The sequence below is a fragment of the Mucilaginibacter sp. genome (genome assembly GCF_039925265.1).
In the GTDB taxonomy this organism is placed as follows: domain Bacteria; phylum Bacteroidota; class Bacteroidia; order Sphingobacteriales; family Sphingobacteriaceae; genus Mucilaginibacter.
In genome coordinates, this window is the sequence record NZ_JBDSZG010000009.1 from 157149 (window position 1) to 172886 (window position 15738).

The 15738-nt window shown below is 44.6% G+C and carries 14 protein-coding genes and 1 tRNA gene; 8 read left to right on the forward strand and 7 right to left on the reverse strand.

Annotated features, from left to right (window positions below; genetic code table 11):
• Window positions 1–412: 412 nt before the first annotated feature.
• Both ABIX36_RS04090 and ABIX36_RS04095 read left to right on the forward strand, forming a co-directional pair.
• Window positions 413–568 carry a lmo0937 family membrane protein gene (locus tag ABIX36_RS04090; protein ID WP_348080891.1) on the forward strand — a complete coding sequence of 52 codons (156 nt, stop codon included), beginning with the start codon at window positions 413–415 and terminating at the stop codon, window positions 566–568.
• Between the two features lie 62 nt (window positions 569–630).
• Window positions 631–1317 carry a PAS domain S-box protein gene (locus ABIX36_RS04095; protein WP_348080892.1) on the forward strand — a complete coding sequence of 229 codons (687 nt, stop codon included), beginning with the start codon at window positions 631–633 and terminating at the stop codon, window positions 1315–1317.
• A 2-nt stretch (window positions 1318–1319) separates the two neighbouring features.
• Here the strand turns inward: ABIX36_RS04095 and ABIX36_RS04100 are convergent, their stop codons facing one another.
• From ABIX36_RS04100 to ABIX36_RS04110, 3 genes are all read right to left on the reverse strand, one after another.
• Entirely contained in the window at window positions 1320–1703 is a 384-nt protein-coding gene (locus tag ABIX36_RS04100) for a hypothetical protein (RefSeq protein ID WP_348080893.1), read from the reverse strand.
• 112 nt (window positions 1704–1815) lie between these two features.
• Complete coding sequence (locus ABIX36_RS04105) at window positions 1816–3792, reverse strand: TonB family protein (RefSeq protein ID WP_348080894.1); 1977 nt, start codon at window positions 3790–3792, stop codon at window positions 1816–1818.
• A gap of 2 nt (window positions 3793–3794) precedes the next feature.
• Window positions 3795–4166, reverse strand: a complete 372-nt coding sequence (locus ABIX36_RS04110) for a BlaI/MecI/CopY family transcriptional regulator (RefSeq protein ID WP_128535586.1) — start codon at window positions 4164–4166, stop codon at window positions 3795–3797.
• A 133-nt stretch (window positions 4167–4299) separates the two neighbouring features.
• Here ABIX36_RS04110 and ABIX36_RS04115 point away from each other — a divergent pair, with 133 nt between their 5' ends.
• On the forward strand, window positions 4300–5703 hold the full coding sequence (locus ABIX36_RS04115) for an MBL fold metallo-hydrolase (protein WP_348080895.1): 1404 nt from the start codon (window positions 4300–4302) through the stop codon (window positions 5701–5703).
• 179 nt (window positions 5704–5882) lie between these two features.
• Here ABIX36_RS04115 and ABIX36_RS04120 read toward each other — a convergent pair whose 3' ends face one another.
• A complete protein-coding gene (locus ABIX36_RS04120; protein ID WP_348080896.1) occupies window positions 5883–6845 on the reverse strand; it encodes a 2-oxoglutarate and iron-dependent oxygenase domain-containing protein in 963 nt (320 codons plus the stop codon).
• A 181-nt stretch (window positions 6846–7026) separates the two neighbouring features.
• Here ABIX36_RS04120 and ABIX36_RS04125 point away from each other — a divergent pair, with 181 nt between their 5' ends.
• Window positions 7027–9075, forward strand: a complete 2049-nt coding sequence (locus tag ABIX36_RS04125; protein ID WP_348080897.1) for a DUF6600 domain-containing protein — start codon at window positions 7027–7029, stop codon at window positions 9073–9075.
• 97 nt (window positions 9076–9172) lie between these two features.
• Here ABIX36_RS04125 and ABIX36_RS04130 read toward each other — a convergent pair whose 3' ends face one another.
• On the reverse strand, window positions 9173–10021 hold the full coding sequence (locus ABIX36_RS04130; protein ID WP_348080898.1) for a ferritin-like domain-containing protein: 849 nt from the start codon (window positions 10019–10021) through the stop codon (window positions 9173–9175).
• Between the two features lie 7 nt (window positions 10022–10028).
• A complete protein-coding gene (locus ABIX36_RS04135; RefSeq protein ID WP_348080899.1) occupies window positions 10029–10721 on the reverse strand; it encodes a ferritin-like domain-containing protein in 693 nt (230 codons plus the stop codon).
• A 433-nt stretch (window positions 10722–11154) separates the two neighbouring features.
• Here ABIX36_RS04135 and ABIX36_RS04140 point away from each other — a divergent pair, with 433 nt between their 5' ends.
• Window positions 11155–11466: a hypothetical protein gene (locus ABIX36_RS04140; RefSeq protein ID WP_348080900.1), complete on the forward strand. Its 312-nt coding sequence runs from the start codon at window positions 11155–11157 to the stop codon at window positions 11464–11466.
• Window positions 11467–11553: 87 nt separating this feature from the next.
• Window positions 11554–11628, forward strand: a tRNA-Val gene (locus tag ABIX36_RS04145).
• A gap of 387 nt (window positions 11629–12015) precedes the next feature.
• Here the strand turns inward: ABIX36_RS04145 and ABIX36_RS04150 are convergent.
• A complete protein-coding gene (locus tag ABIX36_RS04150; RefSeq protein ID WP_348080901.1) occupies window positions 12016–12774 on the reverse strand; it encodes a metallophosphoesterase in 759 nt (252 codons plus the stop codon).
• Between the two features lie 540 nt (window positions 12775–13314).
• Here ABIX36_RS04150 and istA point away from each other — a divergent pair.
• Together istA and istB are read left to right on the forward strand one after the other, a co-directional pair.
• Window positions 13315–14847 carry an IS21 family transposase gene (gene istA, locus ABIX36_RS04155; RefSeq protein ID WP_348080902.1) on the forward strand — a complete coding sequence of 511 codons (1533 nt, stop codon included), beginning with the start codon at window positions 13315–13317 and terminating at the stop codon, window positions 14845–14847.
• A 19-nt stretch (window positions 14848–14866) separates the two neighbouring features.
• On the forward strand, window positions 14867–15613 hold the full coding sequence (gene istB / locus ABIX36_RS04160) for an IS21-like element helper ATPase IstB (RefSeq protein ID WP_091369152.1): 747 nt from the start codon (window positions 14867–14869) through the stop codon (window positions 15611–15613).
• The last annotated feature ends 125 nt before the right edge of the window (window positions 15614–15738 follow it).

A 15738-nucleotide genomic window follows, 5' to 3' on the forward strand; every position in this document is an offset into this window, starting at 1 on the left:
TTTGTTTAACCTCAAATTTTGAAAGCGAAATTTTAACCGCAGAGCGCGCAGAGTTACGCAGAGAAAAACACAGAGCTATTAATACTGATAAAAGTGTCCATATCTGAAATGAACATTACAAATTCATTATTCAATTGCAAAGCTCTGTGCACCTATGCGCCACCCCGGTGCCCTCTACGGTTAAAAACCTTTGACGTCTCTATTGGCAGGCAGTTGATAGCAAAAATCAATGTTCATTAATAAGCACAAAATGAACTGAAATTAAACAAATAGGCGTAGGTGAAAATTCGTGTTATTTACTTCTTTGTAGTTAAATACCTACAATATCATCTTTTAAAATGGCTAAATTTTTTTTGGCATGTTATTTATGTTATACCTAACACAGTATCTAAAACATTTTAAATTATCAACCATGAATTCATTATTGTATATCATTGCCGTTATCCTCATCATAGGCTGGGCAATTGGCGTATTTTTCACCGCGGCGGGCAGCCTTATACACGTGCTGTTAGTTATTGCCGTTATTGCAGTTATATTGGGCGTTATTCGCAGGCCAACTGCTATATAAATTTCTTTATAAAAAAATAAGGCCCCGGTTTTCCGGGGCCTTTTGCATAATATCCCCGTATCATGAAAATACCCTTCACTCCACAATTGCTTGGCGACCTGATAGAAAAGGGTTACACTCATTTACTGGCCAGCACCGCCTCGGAGCCATCAATGGATGCGGCGCTAACCTTAAAGCCGGTACGCAAAAAACCTGAACTTTATAACCTGCCCGAAGGATACGAAACCTTTTACAAAATAACCCGCGAACCGATGATAATGGCGACTGGCATAAACGAAACCCTTATTATGCTGGATTATGATACCATAAACGACAGCATTACCAGCAGTGATATTTTCGACGATAGCTATTTCAGAATGAGCGAAGAATTTTTTCACCAGGTATTGGAAAGCCTGGAGGATTACGCGGTGATCACCACCGACAAAAATGGCGACATTAACAGCTGGAACTCGGGTGCCGAAAATGTATTGGGGTATAAAGAGGTAGAGGTGATCGGGATTAGCGCTAAAATATTTTTCACCCCGGAAGATATTGCTATTGGTGTGCCCGAAAAGGAGTTGAATGGTGCTTTAGCAAATGGCCGCGCCATAGATGAACGCTATCACATGCGTAAAGATGGCTCGCGTTTTTGGGGCAGCGGCCTGGTTTTCCCTTTATACGATGAGGAAAAAAATCACAGGGGTTTTACCAAAATAATGCGCAACCTGCGCGAACGGCAGGAAGCCGAAGCCGCCGCCGAAACGCAATGATCCTAATTTTTCTTCACCAGTTTTGAGGCTGCGAATGCAAACAATCCCTGTATCAGCCCGAACATAATCCCGAAAACCGGGGCCATCAAAATCAGCATTAAACGTGGGTGCCTGCCCAATTCAAATGACCCCATATTAGGGTGATGTGGCAGGTAGTTGTCATAAAAAATGGTGTGCACAATGGTTATCCAAACGCTGTTTATAAAACTTAAAACAAAGCCATGCCAAAAATATTTACCCGGGCATGCTTTGGCAATAACCACCGCGCAGAAAATAAATATCAGCACCCAAAAAACGGGTTCAATATTTTCGGGAATTAAGGATATGGTGCCAAATGCCATAATGACCCCGAAGACGGATAATTGGAGTAAGAGTTTAAAGTTCATCGCTAAAAGGTTTATGTGTATAAATTTAGCGATATGCATTTGATAAATGCGAAAAAAAAAGCCGGCGGATTTTTCATCCACCGACGCAGGGTTTATAATTAACTATTTGCTTCTACTTAGCCTTTTTCATGGTGACAACTATCACACCGTTTTTGCCTTTATCGCCATATATAGACGTAGCCGAAGCATCCTTTAAAACGCTGATGCTTTGAATTTCTTTGGGATTGATGGTACCCAGATTCGTTACTTCTTTGCCATCTACCATGTATAGAGGCTTTATCGGTCCTTTCAACTCTATAAATGTGGTGCCATCGCCTGTTTTTAACGTGGTAGCATCACCGGCTACCGCGGTGTATGTTTTAGGATAAATGGAGGGGTCTATTTTCCCTTGAAGGTTTAGCTGTTTACCATCCAAAGTAAACGCTATGGGCAAAGTATACTTTACATTTACCGGCCGGCCATTTTGCATACCGGGATACCATTTCGGCATGTTTTTGATCACGCGGACAGCTTCCTCGTCGGCACCGTAACCAATTCCATTCAACACTTTCACATCGCCGATGTTACCATCCTTCATCACCACAAAACTGGTTATTACCCTACCCTGTACTTTATTTTTGCGGGCCTCTACAGGGTATTTAATGCTGGTTTGCAAATATTTGGCACAAGCAACGTTACCTCCTGGAAAACCCGGCTGCTGTTCTACCTCGGTAAATATAGCTTCGGTTAAACCGGTGCTCAAGTCGGCTTGCCCAACTTTGATTGCCGCGGCTTCGCTCAGCAGCGCGAAATTCACCGGTACCGAGTATTGCACGCGCACCTTTTTGCCACCCTGCTTTCCGGCTATCCATTTTGGTGATGCTTTTACCGCACGTACAGCCTCTTCATCGCAGCCGCTGCCGATACCGCGCAGTACCTTAATATCGCTCAGCGAGCCGTCTTTCTCTACCACAAAAGTTAATATCACGCGCCCATGTACATTATGCTCGCGGGCTATTTTTGGATATTTGATGGTTTTTGCCAAATACTTTGGGAAAGCCTCTATACCACCCGGAAACCTGGGTTGATCCTGTACGGCTGTATAAACCGTGCTTTTCTTGTTAGTATCAATTTCTACTACGGTCTCTTTTAACAACAAGTTTTTGGCGGTCGCCTGTTCGTTTAAAGGTATTTCTTCCACATCGTTATTTGATATTGCGGCTGTTGCCGGTTGTAAAAACAGTTCCTCTGCATTATCATGGATTCTTTCTACCGCTTTGCTGTTACTGATGGTTGCAGACGACAGTACCAACATCAATACAAATAAAGGTGCCGATAAGCCGTATTTCAGCAGCTTAACCCGCTGCGATTTATTTTTTTGCAACATCATAATGCGTTGTTTTAATAGGCTGTGGTTATAAAATGGGTTAACTAACTGGTGCGCCGGGGCATTAAAGGTTTGGCTCAGCAGCAATAAGGCGTATTCGGCTTTATCGTTACCGGCTTTAATGGCCTGCCTGTCGGCAATGTACTCGTGGATATGTTTGATAGCAAAACGGTACAGGTACACCACCGGGTTAAACCAGTTAATGATCATTACCGCCTCGATGATCAGCACATCTGCGGAGTGCCACTGCTGCGCGTGCACCTCTTCGTGCGCTATGATCACCTCGCGGCTTTCGGTATCCTCGGCAACGTTTACGGTATTAAAAAAAGAATAAGGCGTAGCCGATGGCGTGGCTCGTTTTATCACCCTGCGCAATTGTATAAATTGCCACATCAGCCGCAAGGCAAGCACAATTACGCCGGCCAGGTATATCATTACCATAATTTCTCCCAGGGTGTAGGTGCTATCCTGTATAGGTGCCAGTGCCGTTATATTAATATCGGTACCGGTGCCGTAAAAAGCATATTGTACCTTTTGCGTAATAAACAGGTTCCTCACCCATTCCGACTGTATCAGCGGGATAAAAAATGACAACAACGCCGCACCTACCAGGTAAATGCGGTTAAGCTGAAAAAATGTTTCGCGGCGTAAAAGCAGCGCGTAAAAGCCAAAAAACAGGGTGAGGTAAATATTTACCAGTAATAAATAATGCCACCAAGCCATAACTATTTATCTTTAAGTTTTTCAATCAGTTTCATGATCTCATCTGCCTCTTTCAGGTCTATTTTCTCTTTCTTCACAAAAAAGGAAAGCATCCGGTTAACCGAGTTATCAAAATAACCTGTCAGCAATTTATCGGCAGCAAAGTTTTTATACTGCTCTTTGCTTACTATAGGGTTATATTCATGGCTTTTGCCGTAGGCGGTGTGCCCAACAAAGCCTTTGGTCTCCAGTATGCGGATAATGGTTGATACCGTATTATAAGCCGGTTTTGGCTCGGGCAACACATCAAGCACATCTTTTACAAAGCCTTTTTTTAGTTGCCAAAGTACCTGCATTATCTGTTCTTCGGCGCGGGTTAACTCTTTAATTTCCATCATAATAATCAAACTAACTTATTAGTTAAACGAAGTTAAAATATAAAATTGAGATTTACAACTAAAAACTTAGTTTTTTATTTATTAAACTTTTATGCGCATGTTTGGTTCTTCATTCCACAACTAATTATAAATGGATATTACCTTTCACGGCGCTGCCCGTAACGTTACCGGCAGCAAACACCTTTTACGCTTACAGGATGGTACGGGTGTACTTTTAGATTGCGGCATGTTCCAGGGCCTGGGCGACCAAACCGAGGAAATGAACGAGCATTTTGGCTTCAACCCGCAAAAGGTGGATTACCTCATTCTCTCCCACGCGCATATAGATCATTGCGGGTTAATTCCGCGCCTGGTGGCCGAAGGCTTTGAAGGGCAGATCTTCTGCACCGCCGCTACTATGGATCTTTGTAAGATCTTGCTGGCGGATTCGGCCAAGATACAAATGCAGGATAATGAGTACAGTAATAAGCACCGCGCCCGCAAAGGCCTGCCCCTACTGGAGGCTTTGTATACCGAAGAGGATGTGATCAAGGCGCTGAGCCTGTTTAAAATAGTGGATTACCACGAGCCCTATCATATTTCGCCAAACCTGAAATTTAAATTTACCGATGCAGGCCACGTTTTAGGCAGCGCGGCGGTGCACATCAGGGTTATAGAAAATGGCAAGAAGACCTACATTACCTTTAGCGGCGATGTGGGCCGCTATGGCGACCTGCTGCTAAAAAACCCGCAAACCTTCCCACAGGCGGATTATATCCTGCTGGAATCCACCTATGGCGACAGCCTGCATAAAGACATAGGCCCCATTGAAGATGCCCTGTTAGAAATTATCAAACATACCTGCGAGGTTAAAAAGGGCAAGGTGATTATCCCTGCCTTTAGTGTTGGCCGCACCCAGGAACTGCTTTATGCCCTAAATGCATTAGAATTGAAAGGCGAATTACCCGATGTGCCTTACTATGTGGATAGCCCGCTATCGGAGAAGGCCACCCAGGTACTGAAAGACCACCCCGAGGTTTATAATAACGATGTAAAAGAAGTAATGAAGATAGATGCCGATCCGTTTGGGTTTAAGGGGTTGAAATTCATTCAGTCCACTCAGGAATCTATCGCGCTGAATGATGATGTAAGGCCTTGCGTTATCATCTCCTCATCGGGCATGGCCGAGGCAGGGCGGGTGAAGCACCATATAAAAAACAACATCAACGATCAAAAGAACACGATATTAATGGTTGGCTACGCCGAGCCGAATTCTTTAGGCGGCCGCCTCGCCCGCGGCGAAAAGGAGGTGCACATTTTTGGCGAGCAATACCAGGTAAATGCCGAGGTGCAATCCATCAAAAGCATGAGCGCCCACGGCGACTACGAAGACCTTCTCCATTTCCTCAGTTGCCAGGACCCTGCATTAGTAAAGCAGCTGTTCCTTGTCCATGGCGAGTACGAAGTGCAGCAGCATTTTGCCGAAAAACTGAAGGAAAAGGGATTTGCCAATATGGAGATACCGTATCAACACCAGAAAGTGGAGTTGGAGTAGAGAATAAAAAAAACGTTGCTACCGCGAGTTTCCAACTCGTTGTAATAGCATGGCAACAGCTTCCAGCTGTTATTCGCAAGCAGGATGCTTGCGTTGTGCTATACCACGAGATACGCTATGCTAATCTCGCGGCAGCTATTAAACAAGAAAGCCGACTCATCGCCGGCTTTCTTGTTTAACTATTTCTTCAACCCTATCTCTCTCAATCGCTCATCCAGATATTCCCCTGCGGTGATATCGGTATAAACCTTCGGATGCCCGGCATCTATGGTTGATGGCAAGCTGGTGAGATCCATATTTGATTTGGGGTGCAGGAAGAACGGCACGGAAAAACGGGAATTCTTCATCTGCTCGCGCGGAGGGTTCACCACCCTATGCGTGGTAGATTTTAGCTTGTTATTGGTTAAACGTTGCAGCATATCACCCACGTTCACTACCAAATCTTCGCCAAAAGCAGTAACCGGGAACCATTTGTTTTCGCGGGTTAATAGTTCTAAACCATCGGCGCTCGCACCAATTAATAAAGTGATCAGGTTGATATCCTCATGCGCGCCGGCACGTACTGCATCATCAGGTAAAGCGTCCGGGTCTGTTATCGGGAAGTAATGCAGCGTGCGCAGTATCGAGTTGCCGTGCGCTACCTTGTCATCAAAATAATTTTCGGGGAGTTCCAGGTAAACCGCTATGGCGCGCAACAGATGCTTACCCGCAGCTTCCAGTTTTTTATAAACTTCTTCGGTAGTGGTGTTAAATTCGGGCAATTCGGCAACCTCCATGTTATCCGGATAGTCTTCCTTACTGGCGGTTGCTTCCGGGTCAATCTGGCCTATCTGCCAAAACTCTTTCAGATCGGGCACCTTAAAGCCTTTGGCTGTTTCCTTGTTTTTGCCGGTATAACCGCGCTGGCCTGCCAGCTCAGGGATTTCGTATTGTTGCTTGGTTGCTTCGGGCAGGGCAAATAAGGTTTTTACCTGCTCATATAATTTATCCATCAGCTCTTTGCTTAAACCGTGGTTAGTTACGGTAACAAAGCCGGTTTCGTTAAAAGCTTTGCCAATGCTGTCAGAAAACCGCTTCTTTTCTTCTGCGCTTCCGTTTATATAAGTGTTCAGGTCGAGGCGAGGGATGTTTACTGTGCTCATAATGCTGGGTTAAAAATGCCTGTAAAATTATTAAAAGATAGCGCAGAAATTAACCAAATGTGCTAAAATTTCTCTGCCGCCGTTTTGTTATACAATATAAGGCTTAAAACTATTTATTGTTTAAACGTTTTATACTTAGCGCAGTCATACCTGTATATAAGCCTATCTTACTCGAATTATTATGAAAATATTAACCAAAATATGGGGGACAGCACTTTTAGCCATCATGCTGATGGCAATTGCCCCTGCAAAAAGCTCCGCACAGGATGATGGCGGGCAATACATCTCTACACAGGAGTTCTATGATCAGCTTGCGCCGTACGGCACCTGGGTATACGATGCCAAATATGGCGACGTATGGGTGCCTGATGTTGATCAGGACTTTCGCCCGTATGTAACCAATGGCCACTGGGTGTATACTTCCTATGGCAATACCTGGGTATCCGACTACGACTGGGGATGGGCAACCTTCCACTATGGCCGCTGGACCTACGACGATTACTACGGATGGGAATGGGTACCCGGCAGCGAGTGGGCACCCGCCTGGGTTGACTGGAGAGACGGCGACGGCTACTATGGCTGGGCACCGATGACCCCTGATGTGGCATACAATGCATCCTACGGCGACGATTATTACAACTCTTATTCCGTGCCCGATTTTTACTGGTCGTTTGCCCCGTATGCTTATATTAACTATACCAATGTTTATAACTATTGTGTGCCATACGCACGGGTACATACTATATACGGCCGCAGTAATTTTATTCGTAATACTTACCGGTATAACAACCGTACTTTTATAACTGGCCCACGCCGCGATGAAATACAGCGTTATACCAATCGCCCTGTAAGATTGTACACTATTAATAATTTAGATCGTCCTTCACGTAACACTTTCAACCGCAACTCGGTTAATTTTTACCGCCCGGATATCCGCAGGGACAGAAACGCACGCCCATCAAGAGTAATTGATGGCGCAGCATACAGGCAACAAAACCCCACTCAGCGAATAGGTGGCACAGATCGCCGCAATGGCGCGGTTACCCAACGCGAAAATGCCGGCAGACTGGCAAACGAGGCCCGTTCAAACAACAGCCGCTTTGTACGTACCGGTATTGTTAACCCTGCAATGAACAACAACCGCCCCAACACTCCAAACGGACAGCGGGGGGACGGTAGCGGCCGCTTTAACAGGCGCCCCGCAGATGCAGGTAACGCCGCGCAACCCGGCCAGCAAGTTGGAAACGACAGGCCTACCCCCCGCCCTACCGACCTGAATAACCAAGGCCAGCAAGCCGATCAACAACGGCAGGCCCGTGAGCAGCAGCGCCAGCAAATGCAGGTACAACGCGATCAGCAAACGCAACAACAAGGCCAGCAGCAAACCGAGCAGCAACGCCAACAGGCAGACCAGACCCGTGAGCAGCAACGCCAACAAATGCAACAACAGCGCCAGCAACAAACCGAGCAGCAACGCCAACAGGCGAACCAGGCTCGGGAGCAGCAACGCCAGCAAATGCAACAACAGCGTCAGCAGCAAACCAATCAGCAACGCCAACAGGCAGATCAGGCTCGGGAGCAGCAAACCGACCTGCAAAGGAAACAAGAACAACAACAGCGCGGCCAGGAACAGCGCCAGCAGCAAGAGCAGATACGTCAGCAACAGGCGGAGCAACAACGTCAGCAGGCGGGTCAGGCACGTGAGCAACAACGGCAACAACAGGACCAACAACAGCAACAAGTGCGCGAACAACAACGCCAACAGCAAGAGCAGGTCCGTCAGCAACAAAAGCAACAGCAGGACCAGCAACAGCAACAAGTGCGCGAACAACAGCGCCAGCAGCAAGAGCAGATACGTCAGCAACAGGCAGAGCAACAACGCCAGCAGGCGGAGCAAGTTAGCCAGCAACAAAAGCAACAGCAGGACCAGCAACAGCAACAAGTGCGCGAACAACAACGTCAGCAGCAAGAGCAGGCTCGTCAGCAACAGGCAGAGCAACAACGCCAGCAGGCGGAGCAAGTTCGCCAGCAACAAAAACAACAGCAGGACCAGCAACAGCAGCAAGCACGTGAGCAACAACGCCAACAGCAAGAGCAAGCCCGCGAGCAACAAAAGCAGCAGCAGGATCAGCAGCGCCAGCAACAGGCAGAGCAGCAACGCCAGCAAGCCCGGGAACAAGAAAGGCAACAGCAGGAGCAGCAGCGCCCGCAACGCCCTACAAGGCCATAACTAATCAATAAGGTTATTGGTTTTATATAACAAAGCGGCCCGGGAATTTTCCGGGCCGCTTTGTTATTGTTGCTCTTCTTTTTTTTGAAAAGGCGATTTAGCTTACAATGAACGAACCAACTAAGAGGGCCAGTACCTGGTCTTTGCTTAGTGGTTCATCAAAAGACGCAGTAGCAACAGCTGTTGATGTACCCAAAGCGGTTACCAAATTCACACCACCTTGCGTTACGTTTTCTTCGCCGGCGTAGTTACCATCTATAATTGCAACCCCGGTATCATTCCCTTTAGCAGATGTGCTAACAATCCAAGGGCGGGTATTTGCATCATGGCCAAGGTTATGGCGCAATAAACGTATAGCAGACGCGTGCCGTGCCTCAACTGCATGGATAGACAGAGCGGCAGTTAAAACCACCTGGTTGCCTAATAAGATAGGTGCCGCGCCTTTATATGCACGTACACCTGTATCTTCAAATGCTTGTGCTACAGCCAAAAACGTGGTGTAGTTGGTTAAAACATCTTTAAATGGACCATTGCCTTTATTGTTGCCAGCCGTTAAATCAAAAACCGGCGAAGCAACAGGGGTAGCTCCCAATGAAGTAATTACACTTTTTAGGAAAGTAACGTGCTTGTTTTCATCATCAGTTATTTCTGCAATGTAAGCCTGATTTGCCGCCGGCACAACACCACTGGCAGTGCCTTGGTTGTAAAAATAAGACTCCAGGTACTCCAACGTCAAAGCATAATTTAAAACACCAACTATATCAGTTGTAGAAGCTGCTCCGTATGCCTTTTTAAACATAGTACCTAATGCAAATGGCATGGCGGCAAAGGCTACTTTAGAACCAAAGCTGGTTATGTTTTTGATAGCGGCACGGCGGGGGTTTAATCTTTCGTGTATTTCCGGATCAACTTTTTCTATTTCGTCTATTATATTAAATAAATTCATGGCGGTTTTAAACTTTAGGGTAATTAAAATTAGATGCGTAAACTTTGGTTTTCAAGAACCCGTTAGCACCTGCTAACACCTGAGCAATTGTTGCCGATTTATTTAAACCGTTAGCGTCAACCTGGTCGGTATCGGCAAAGCTTCCCGATTTTATAAGGTTAGAAATAAGGGCCGCATGGCGGGCTTCAACCGAAACAATTTTACCTGCTATAGTTAAATAGTCGGCACTTTGTATTAAGTAACCCGCGCCATCGTAAGCTGTAACGCCGGTATCTTCCAATAATTTGGCAGCGGCAAGCACACTTGTACGGTCGCTAAAATTGATGGACGAAAAATCGGTTGTCAAGGTTCCAATAGCGGCAGACCCTATCGCAGCTTTAAAAAAGTCGCGGTGCAAAACTTCGTGGTCCCTTATATCAGTAAGGTAAGAAGTTTCGATACTGCTTATACCGCTGTATGGTGTGGCTATTACCTGCAGGTAAAAAGCCGCTTCCAGTTGCTCAAGCGCATAAGCATAGTTTAAAATACCAATATCCCCGGAGCCGATATCGATTGTGTCGGAACCTGGGGTTACGTAAGACTTTGAGCAGGATGCTGCGCCAAGCACAGCAACAGCAGCGGCACCCGCACCGGCGTATCGCAAGAACGACCGCCTTGCCATATTTGCTCCGCCTGGAGTTGAATTTGTTTCTGTTTTCATAAGTACTGATTAAGCTTATAGATGTTTAATTATGATGATAAACGAACAACCTCCCTTAACGGATTGAGTTTGGCGTTAAACTTATTAGCCGAATGAGGAGTAGCTGAAAAGGGAGTAGCTGAAAAAAGAGAGCAAATTTTAAAACAAAAAAAGGCCGAAAGACTCTCGCAGTATTTCGGCCCTACATCTACCTATGAAAAACACCCTTTGAGAAGGGTATTGACTCTAATTCAATACCTGTGCCGAAATTATAAAACGCTTAATTATTAAGAAATAACGCCTTTTTTCGGGGACATGGTTTTAGGCTGTGGAAATACATTCACAACTTATGGGGAAAATTCCCCCAAGGGTTATAATTTATATTATAAAAAACACAATGCCCGGTAATTAGTTATCATTAAGATATTTATAAACTACTCCCAATACTACGCAGATGGATTACAATGTATATTTGTTGGCTACCGATCCTAAGGATCCATGCAGGGATGTTATTCATTCAAGAGATACCGGTTTAAAATTAAGAGTTTACTGTTTAAACCACGACCGCTTCAGCCCAAGCGAAAGCGAAATTCAACTCTACGGGTACGCTCACGATAAGCTGTACGCTTTCGAAACCATCAATATAGCAGCAGAGGATGCGCTGGATGTGGTGAGTGCCATACAATGGTATGCCGACTATATTGACTACCCCGAGATGGAAATTTTACCCGAAGACCCAAGGCCGGGCCATAATATAGCCATGTAATCACCTCACTTTATGCCTGTTAAAAATATTTTAAAATATTTTTTGACTAATTAACGGTAAACTCTATATTTGCAATCCCAAAACGAAGGGAGTTTAGCTCAGCTGGTTCAGAGCATCTGCCTTACAAGCAGAGGGTCACTGGTTCGAACCCAGTAACTCCCACTTAATAATCAAGCACTTACGGTATAAAAACCATAAGTGCTTTTTTATTTGCATACAATTTGCATACAAATTCTTGCTAAAGTATTTGGTTAGTAATCTTTAAATGAATACAAAAGACTTTTAAAAACAATTAATAGTAGTTACTCGCGCTACCTAATTCATCTTAATTAATTGATATTCATACGGTTATTAGGTATTTTATTTATAGCGTTGCAAAGTGCCTTGCAATTTCTCTTCAAATGTCTGATCTGCTTTTAATATGGGTCCTCGGTATTGCAACAATAAATTACATGAAAATTTGATAGTGCACAGTCTGTTTGCCGGAATTGTCAAACAGTAGAGCAAGTAAAAAAGGAAAACGTTTGTATGAATATTTGTGGTTTTCCTTTAAAGTTCAATACACTTGTCACTATGAAAAAGTGAATTTTCATTTTGGTGAACATAACCCAGTTGGTTGGTTAGCATTTTGGTGTGCCCTATTTTAAACTCAGGAATATTCTTATGGTGATGCCCATAAATCCAATAATCGGGTGTAGTGTCTAAAATCAAATCATCGAGTACCGTTGCGAAGGCTTCGTTTAAGAAGTCGCCTTTATATTGAGGCGGATAGTTTTTAAATGTAGGGACGTGATGTGTGATCACCACTTTTTTACCCGGTGTTTCTACAGCTAAAGCAGGGCGAAGAAATTCAAGACAGTTTTTGTGAAAATCATTATAATCGGGAACTTGCAAATGCTTTCCATTGTAACTGATTTGATAGAAGTCGTTTAAACCACGTTCTATTCGCCAGCCATTTAACAAGCTGATAGATGACCACAATGTTGAAAATAGTAATTGATGTGAGCCAATATTTATAGTAGTGTTGTTTACTAAGGATACATTATTTCTGATTTTTTCTTCAAATGATCCGGATCGAAATGAAATATCACTTTGATAGTATTCATGGTTCCCTGGCATCCAATAGGTCGTCTCAAAGTGATCACTGATATAATCAAAGAAGTCTTTTTGCCGCTCTATCTTTGTAAATAGGGTAACATCGCCAGCCAATATCAGAATATCACCGATGGGCCGGATGGGATTAGCTTTAAGATAAGCTTCATTTTGGGTAAACTCTAAATGTAGATCAGAGCAATACTGTAAAATCATAATGATTCAAAATTAAAAAAAGAAAAAGTGTGCTCAAAAACCATTGTTCAGATTGATAAATCGAATTGACTTATTAAACACTGTCTATTTTTGCAGTTTATAAATGATGTCAAGTTTTTAATAAATTGACAATAAAATTACCACGAGAATAATTACAGTTAATTTCTGTTTATTGAAATTGCTATATTTGCAATATAATTTGCTGCCCGCAAGATAGCAAACTTCATAAAGTTTGTTTTGGGCCTTACAGAAAAGGTCGGCTATTATGATGCCGGAACCTTGTCTTCTGTATTGTTTCGTGACCCTACTCCGAAGCAATCTTTCTAATATTTTGCCTCAATTAACCGCTTTATTTTGTTGTGGAGATTATGATGAATGAGACCACACCATTTCGGCGCAAGCTGACCCAACGTTTCGGGGCAAACTGACCATGGTATTTCGGGGCAAACTGACCCACCAAAAGGAGTAGCAAATGCTGTAAAAGTAACCATCTTTTGAGGGTAAAAGACCCGTTCTAAGATGGCCAATTTGACAATCAGCATGAGTAAGATTAGAAAGATTTTAAGGATGAACAGCCAGGGTCGCAGCACGCGATTTATAGCTGCCCAGATTGATTCATCCCGGAATACCGTAAGAAAGTACCTGGCAATCCTTAAGAAGAGCGGCTTTACCTTCGAAGAAGTTAATAGCCTGAACGATAAGGAACTGGAAGACATTTTCGGCAAGACCAGGGAAAACAACCAGCCAAGCAGCCGTATGCAATCCATGCTGCGCTGCTTCCCCCACGTCGATAAAGAGCTTAAAAAGACCGGTATGAACCGGCAGATCTTGTGGGAAGCCTATATCAAAGAGTTCCCCGAGGGCTATAAGTATACCCAGTTTTGCACGTATTATAACCAGTGGAAGACCAGGGTCAATCCGACCATGCATATGGATCATAAGGCCGGGGACAAACTATACGTCGATTATGCGGGTGAAAAGATGAGCTACACGGACAAGGAAACCGGGGAAGTCATTGAAGTAGAAGTCTTTGTAGCGATCCTTGGTGCCAGCCAGCTCACCTATGTAGAGGCTGTTATGAGCCAGCAAAAGGAAGACTTTATAGCGGCCTGCGAGAATACCCTGCACTTTATTGGGGGCGTTCCTGCCGCCATTGTGCCGGATAACCTGAAGGCCGCCGTAACCAAAAGCAGTCGCTATGAACCTACCCTCAACGAAACATTTGAAGACTTTGCCGATCATTATGGCACAACCATACTACCAGCTCGGGCGTACCGCCCTCGCGACAAGGCATTGGTAGAAGGTGCCGTTAAGATCATTTATACCAAGGTATACGCCCCTTTAAACAAGCATATCTACCATTCTTTAACAGAACTCAATACAGCGATCTGGCAGGCCCTGGAAGCCCATAACAGCCAATTGCTTAAAGGCCGCAATTACAGCAGGATACTACAGTTTGAAGAGATAGAGCGTGGGACCTTGTCACCGCTGCCTGTCCTGCGTTACCAGTTCAAAAAACACTTTTATGCCAGAGTGATCAAGAACGGCCATGTCAATCTCGGCCCGGATAAACACTACTACAGCGTTCCTTACCGCTTCATCGGCAAAAAGGTCAAGCTGTTATATTCCCGCACCATTGTAGAGATCTACTACAATTATGAGCGTATCGCTTTACATCAGCGCGAAAAGAACCCCTACGGTTATACTACCGACAAAGAACACATGGCCAGCGCCCACCGCTTTAAAAGTGACTGGACACCAGACATGTTCCTCAATTGGGCGACCTCTATCCATGAGGATGTCAGGCTATATATTCATCAGATACTGGAACGTAAACAGCACCCCGAACAGGCTTACAAATCCTGCCTGGGGATACTTGGCTTTGCAAAAAAAGCAGGGAACGACCGGTTAATAATGGCCTGTCAGCGGGGGCTCAGTTATGGTATTTATAGCTATAAAACGATACAGACCATATTGGAAAACAAGATGGACAATTATGAGGAAAGCATATTTGCCGATGAACTACCTATGCCTGATCATGGTAATATCCGGGGAAAAGACTATTACAAATAACCATTAAAACAACAATAACATGAACACAAGTACCTTAGACAAACTGCGGAAGATGAAGTTCTTCGGCATGTTCCATGCCTTTAAAAGCAGCATGGAAACCGGTAAAACAAACGATTATACGGCAGATGAACTGCTGGCCCACCTGGTAGATGCAGAATGGGACGACCGGCAGAACAGGCGTATTGAACGCACGATCCTATATGCCAGGTTTCGCTATAAAGCTTCAATTGAAGATGTTCACTATCATGCTGACCGAAGTATTGACCGCAACCAGATCATGCGCCTGGCGGATTGTACGTTTGTTGACCGCTTCGAGAACCTGCTGATCACCGGGAGTACCGGTATCGGTAAAAGCTATATTGCTTCTGCTGTGGGCTACCAGGCCTGTGTATTGGGCTACAGGGTATTGTACACCAGTACGCCCAAACTATTTGCCAAGCTTAAGATGGCCAAGGCGGACGGCTCCTATATGAAAGAGCTGGCTAAGATCGAACGACAACAACTGCTCATACTCGACGACTTTGGTATCCAGCCTTTTGATGCACAAAGCAGGGCGGCACTAATGGAGATCATTGAAGACAGGCACGGTAAGACCTCACTTATCATCACTTCGCAATTGCCGGTCAGTAAATGGTTTGAAGTGATCGGTGAAAAAACCGTTGCTGATGCGATCCTTGACCGGATCGTTCATGATGCACACCGCATCGAACTAAAGGGAGAATCTATGAGAAGAAAACGTAACGTAGAACCGGAAAACAGCCATTAATGAAATTACCTTTTAAATAACTATTTTTGTACATGCTTTTATAGCATTTGCTGCAACCCAAAAGTCAGCTAACCCCTGGGTCAATTTGGCCCGAAACAGGGTGGTCAACATCTCCATAATATACA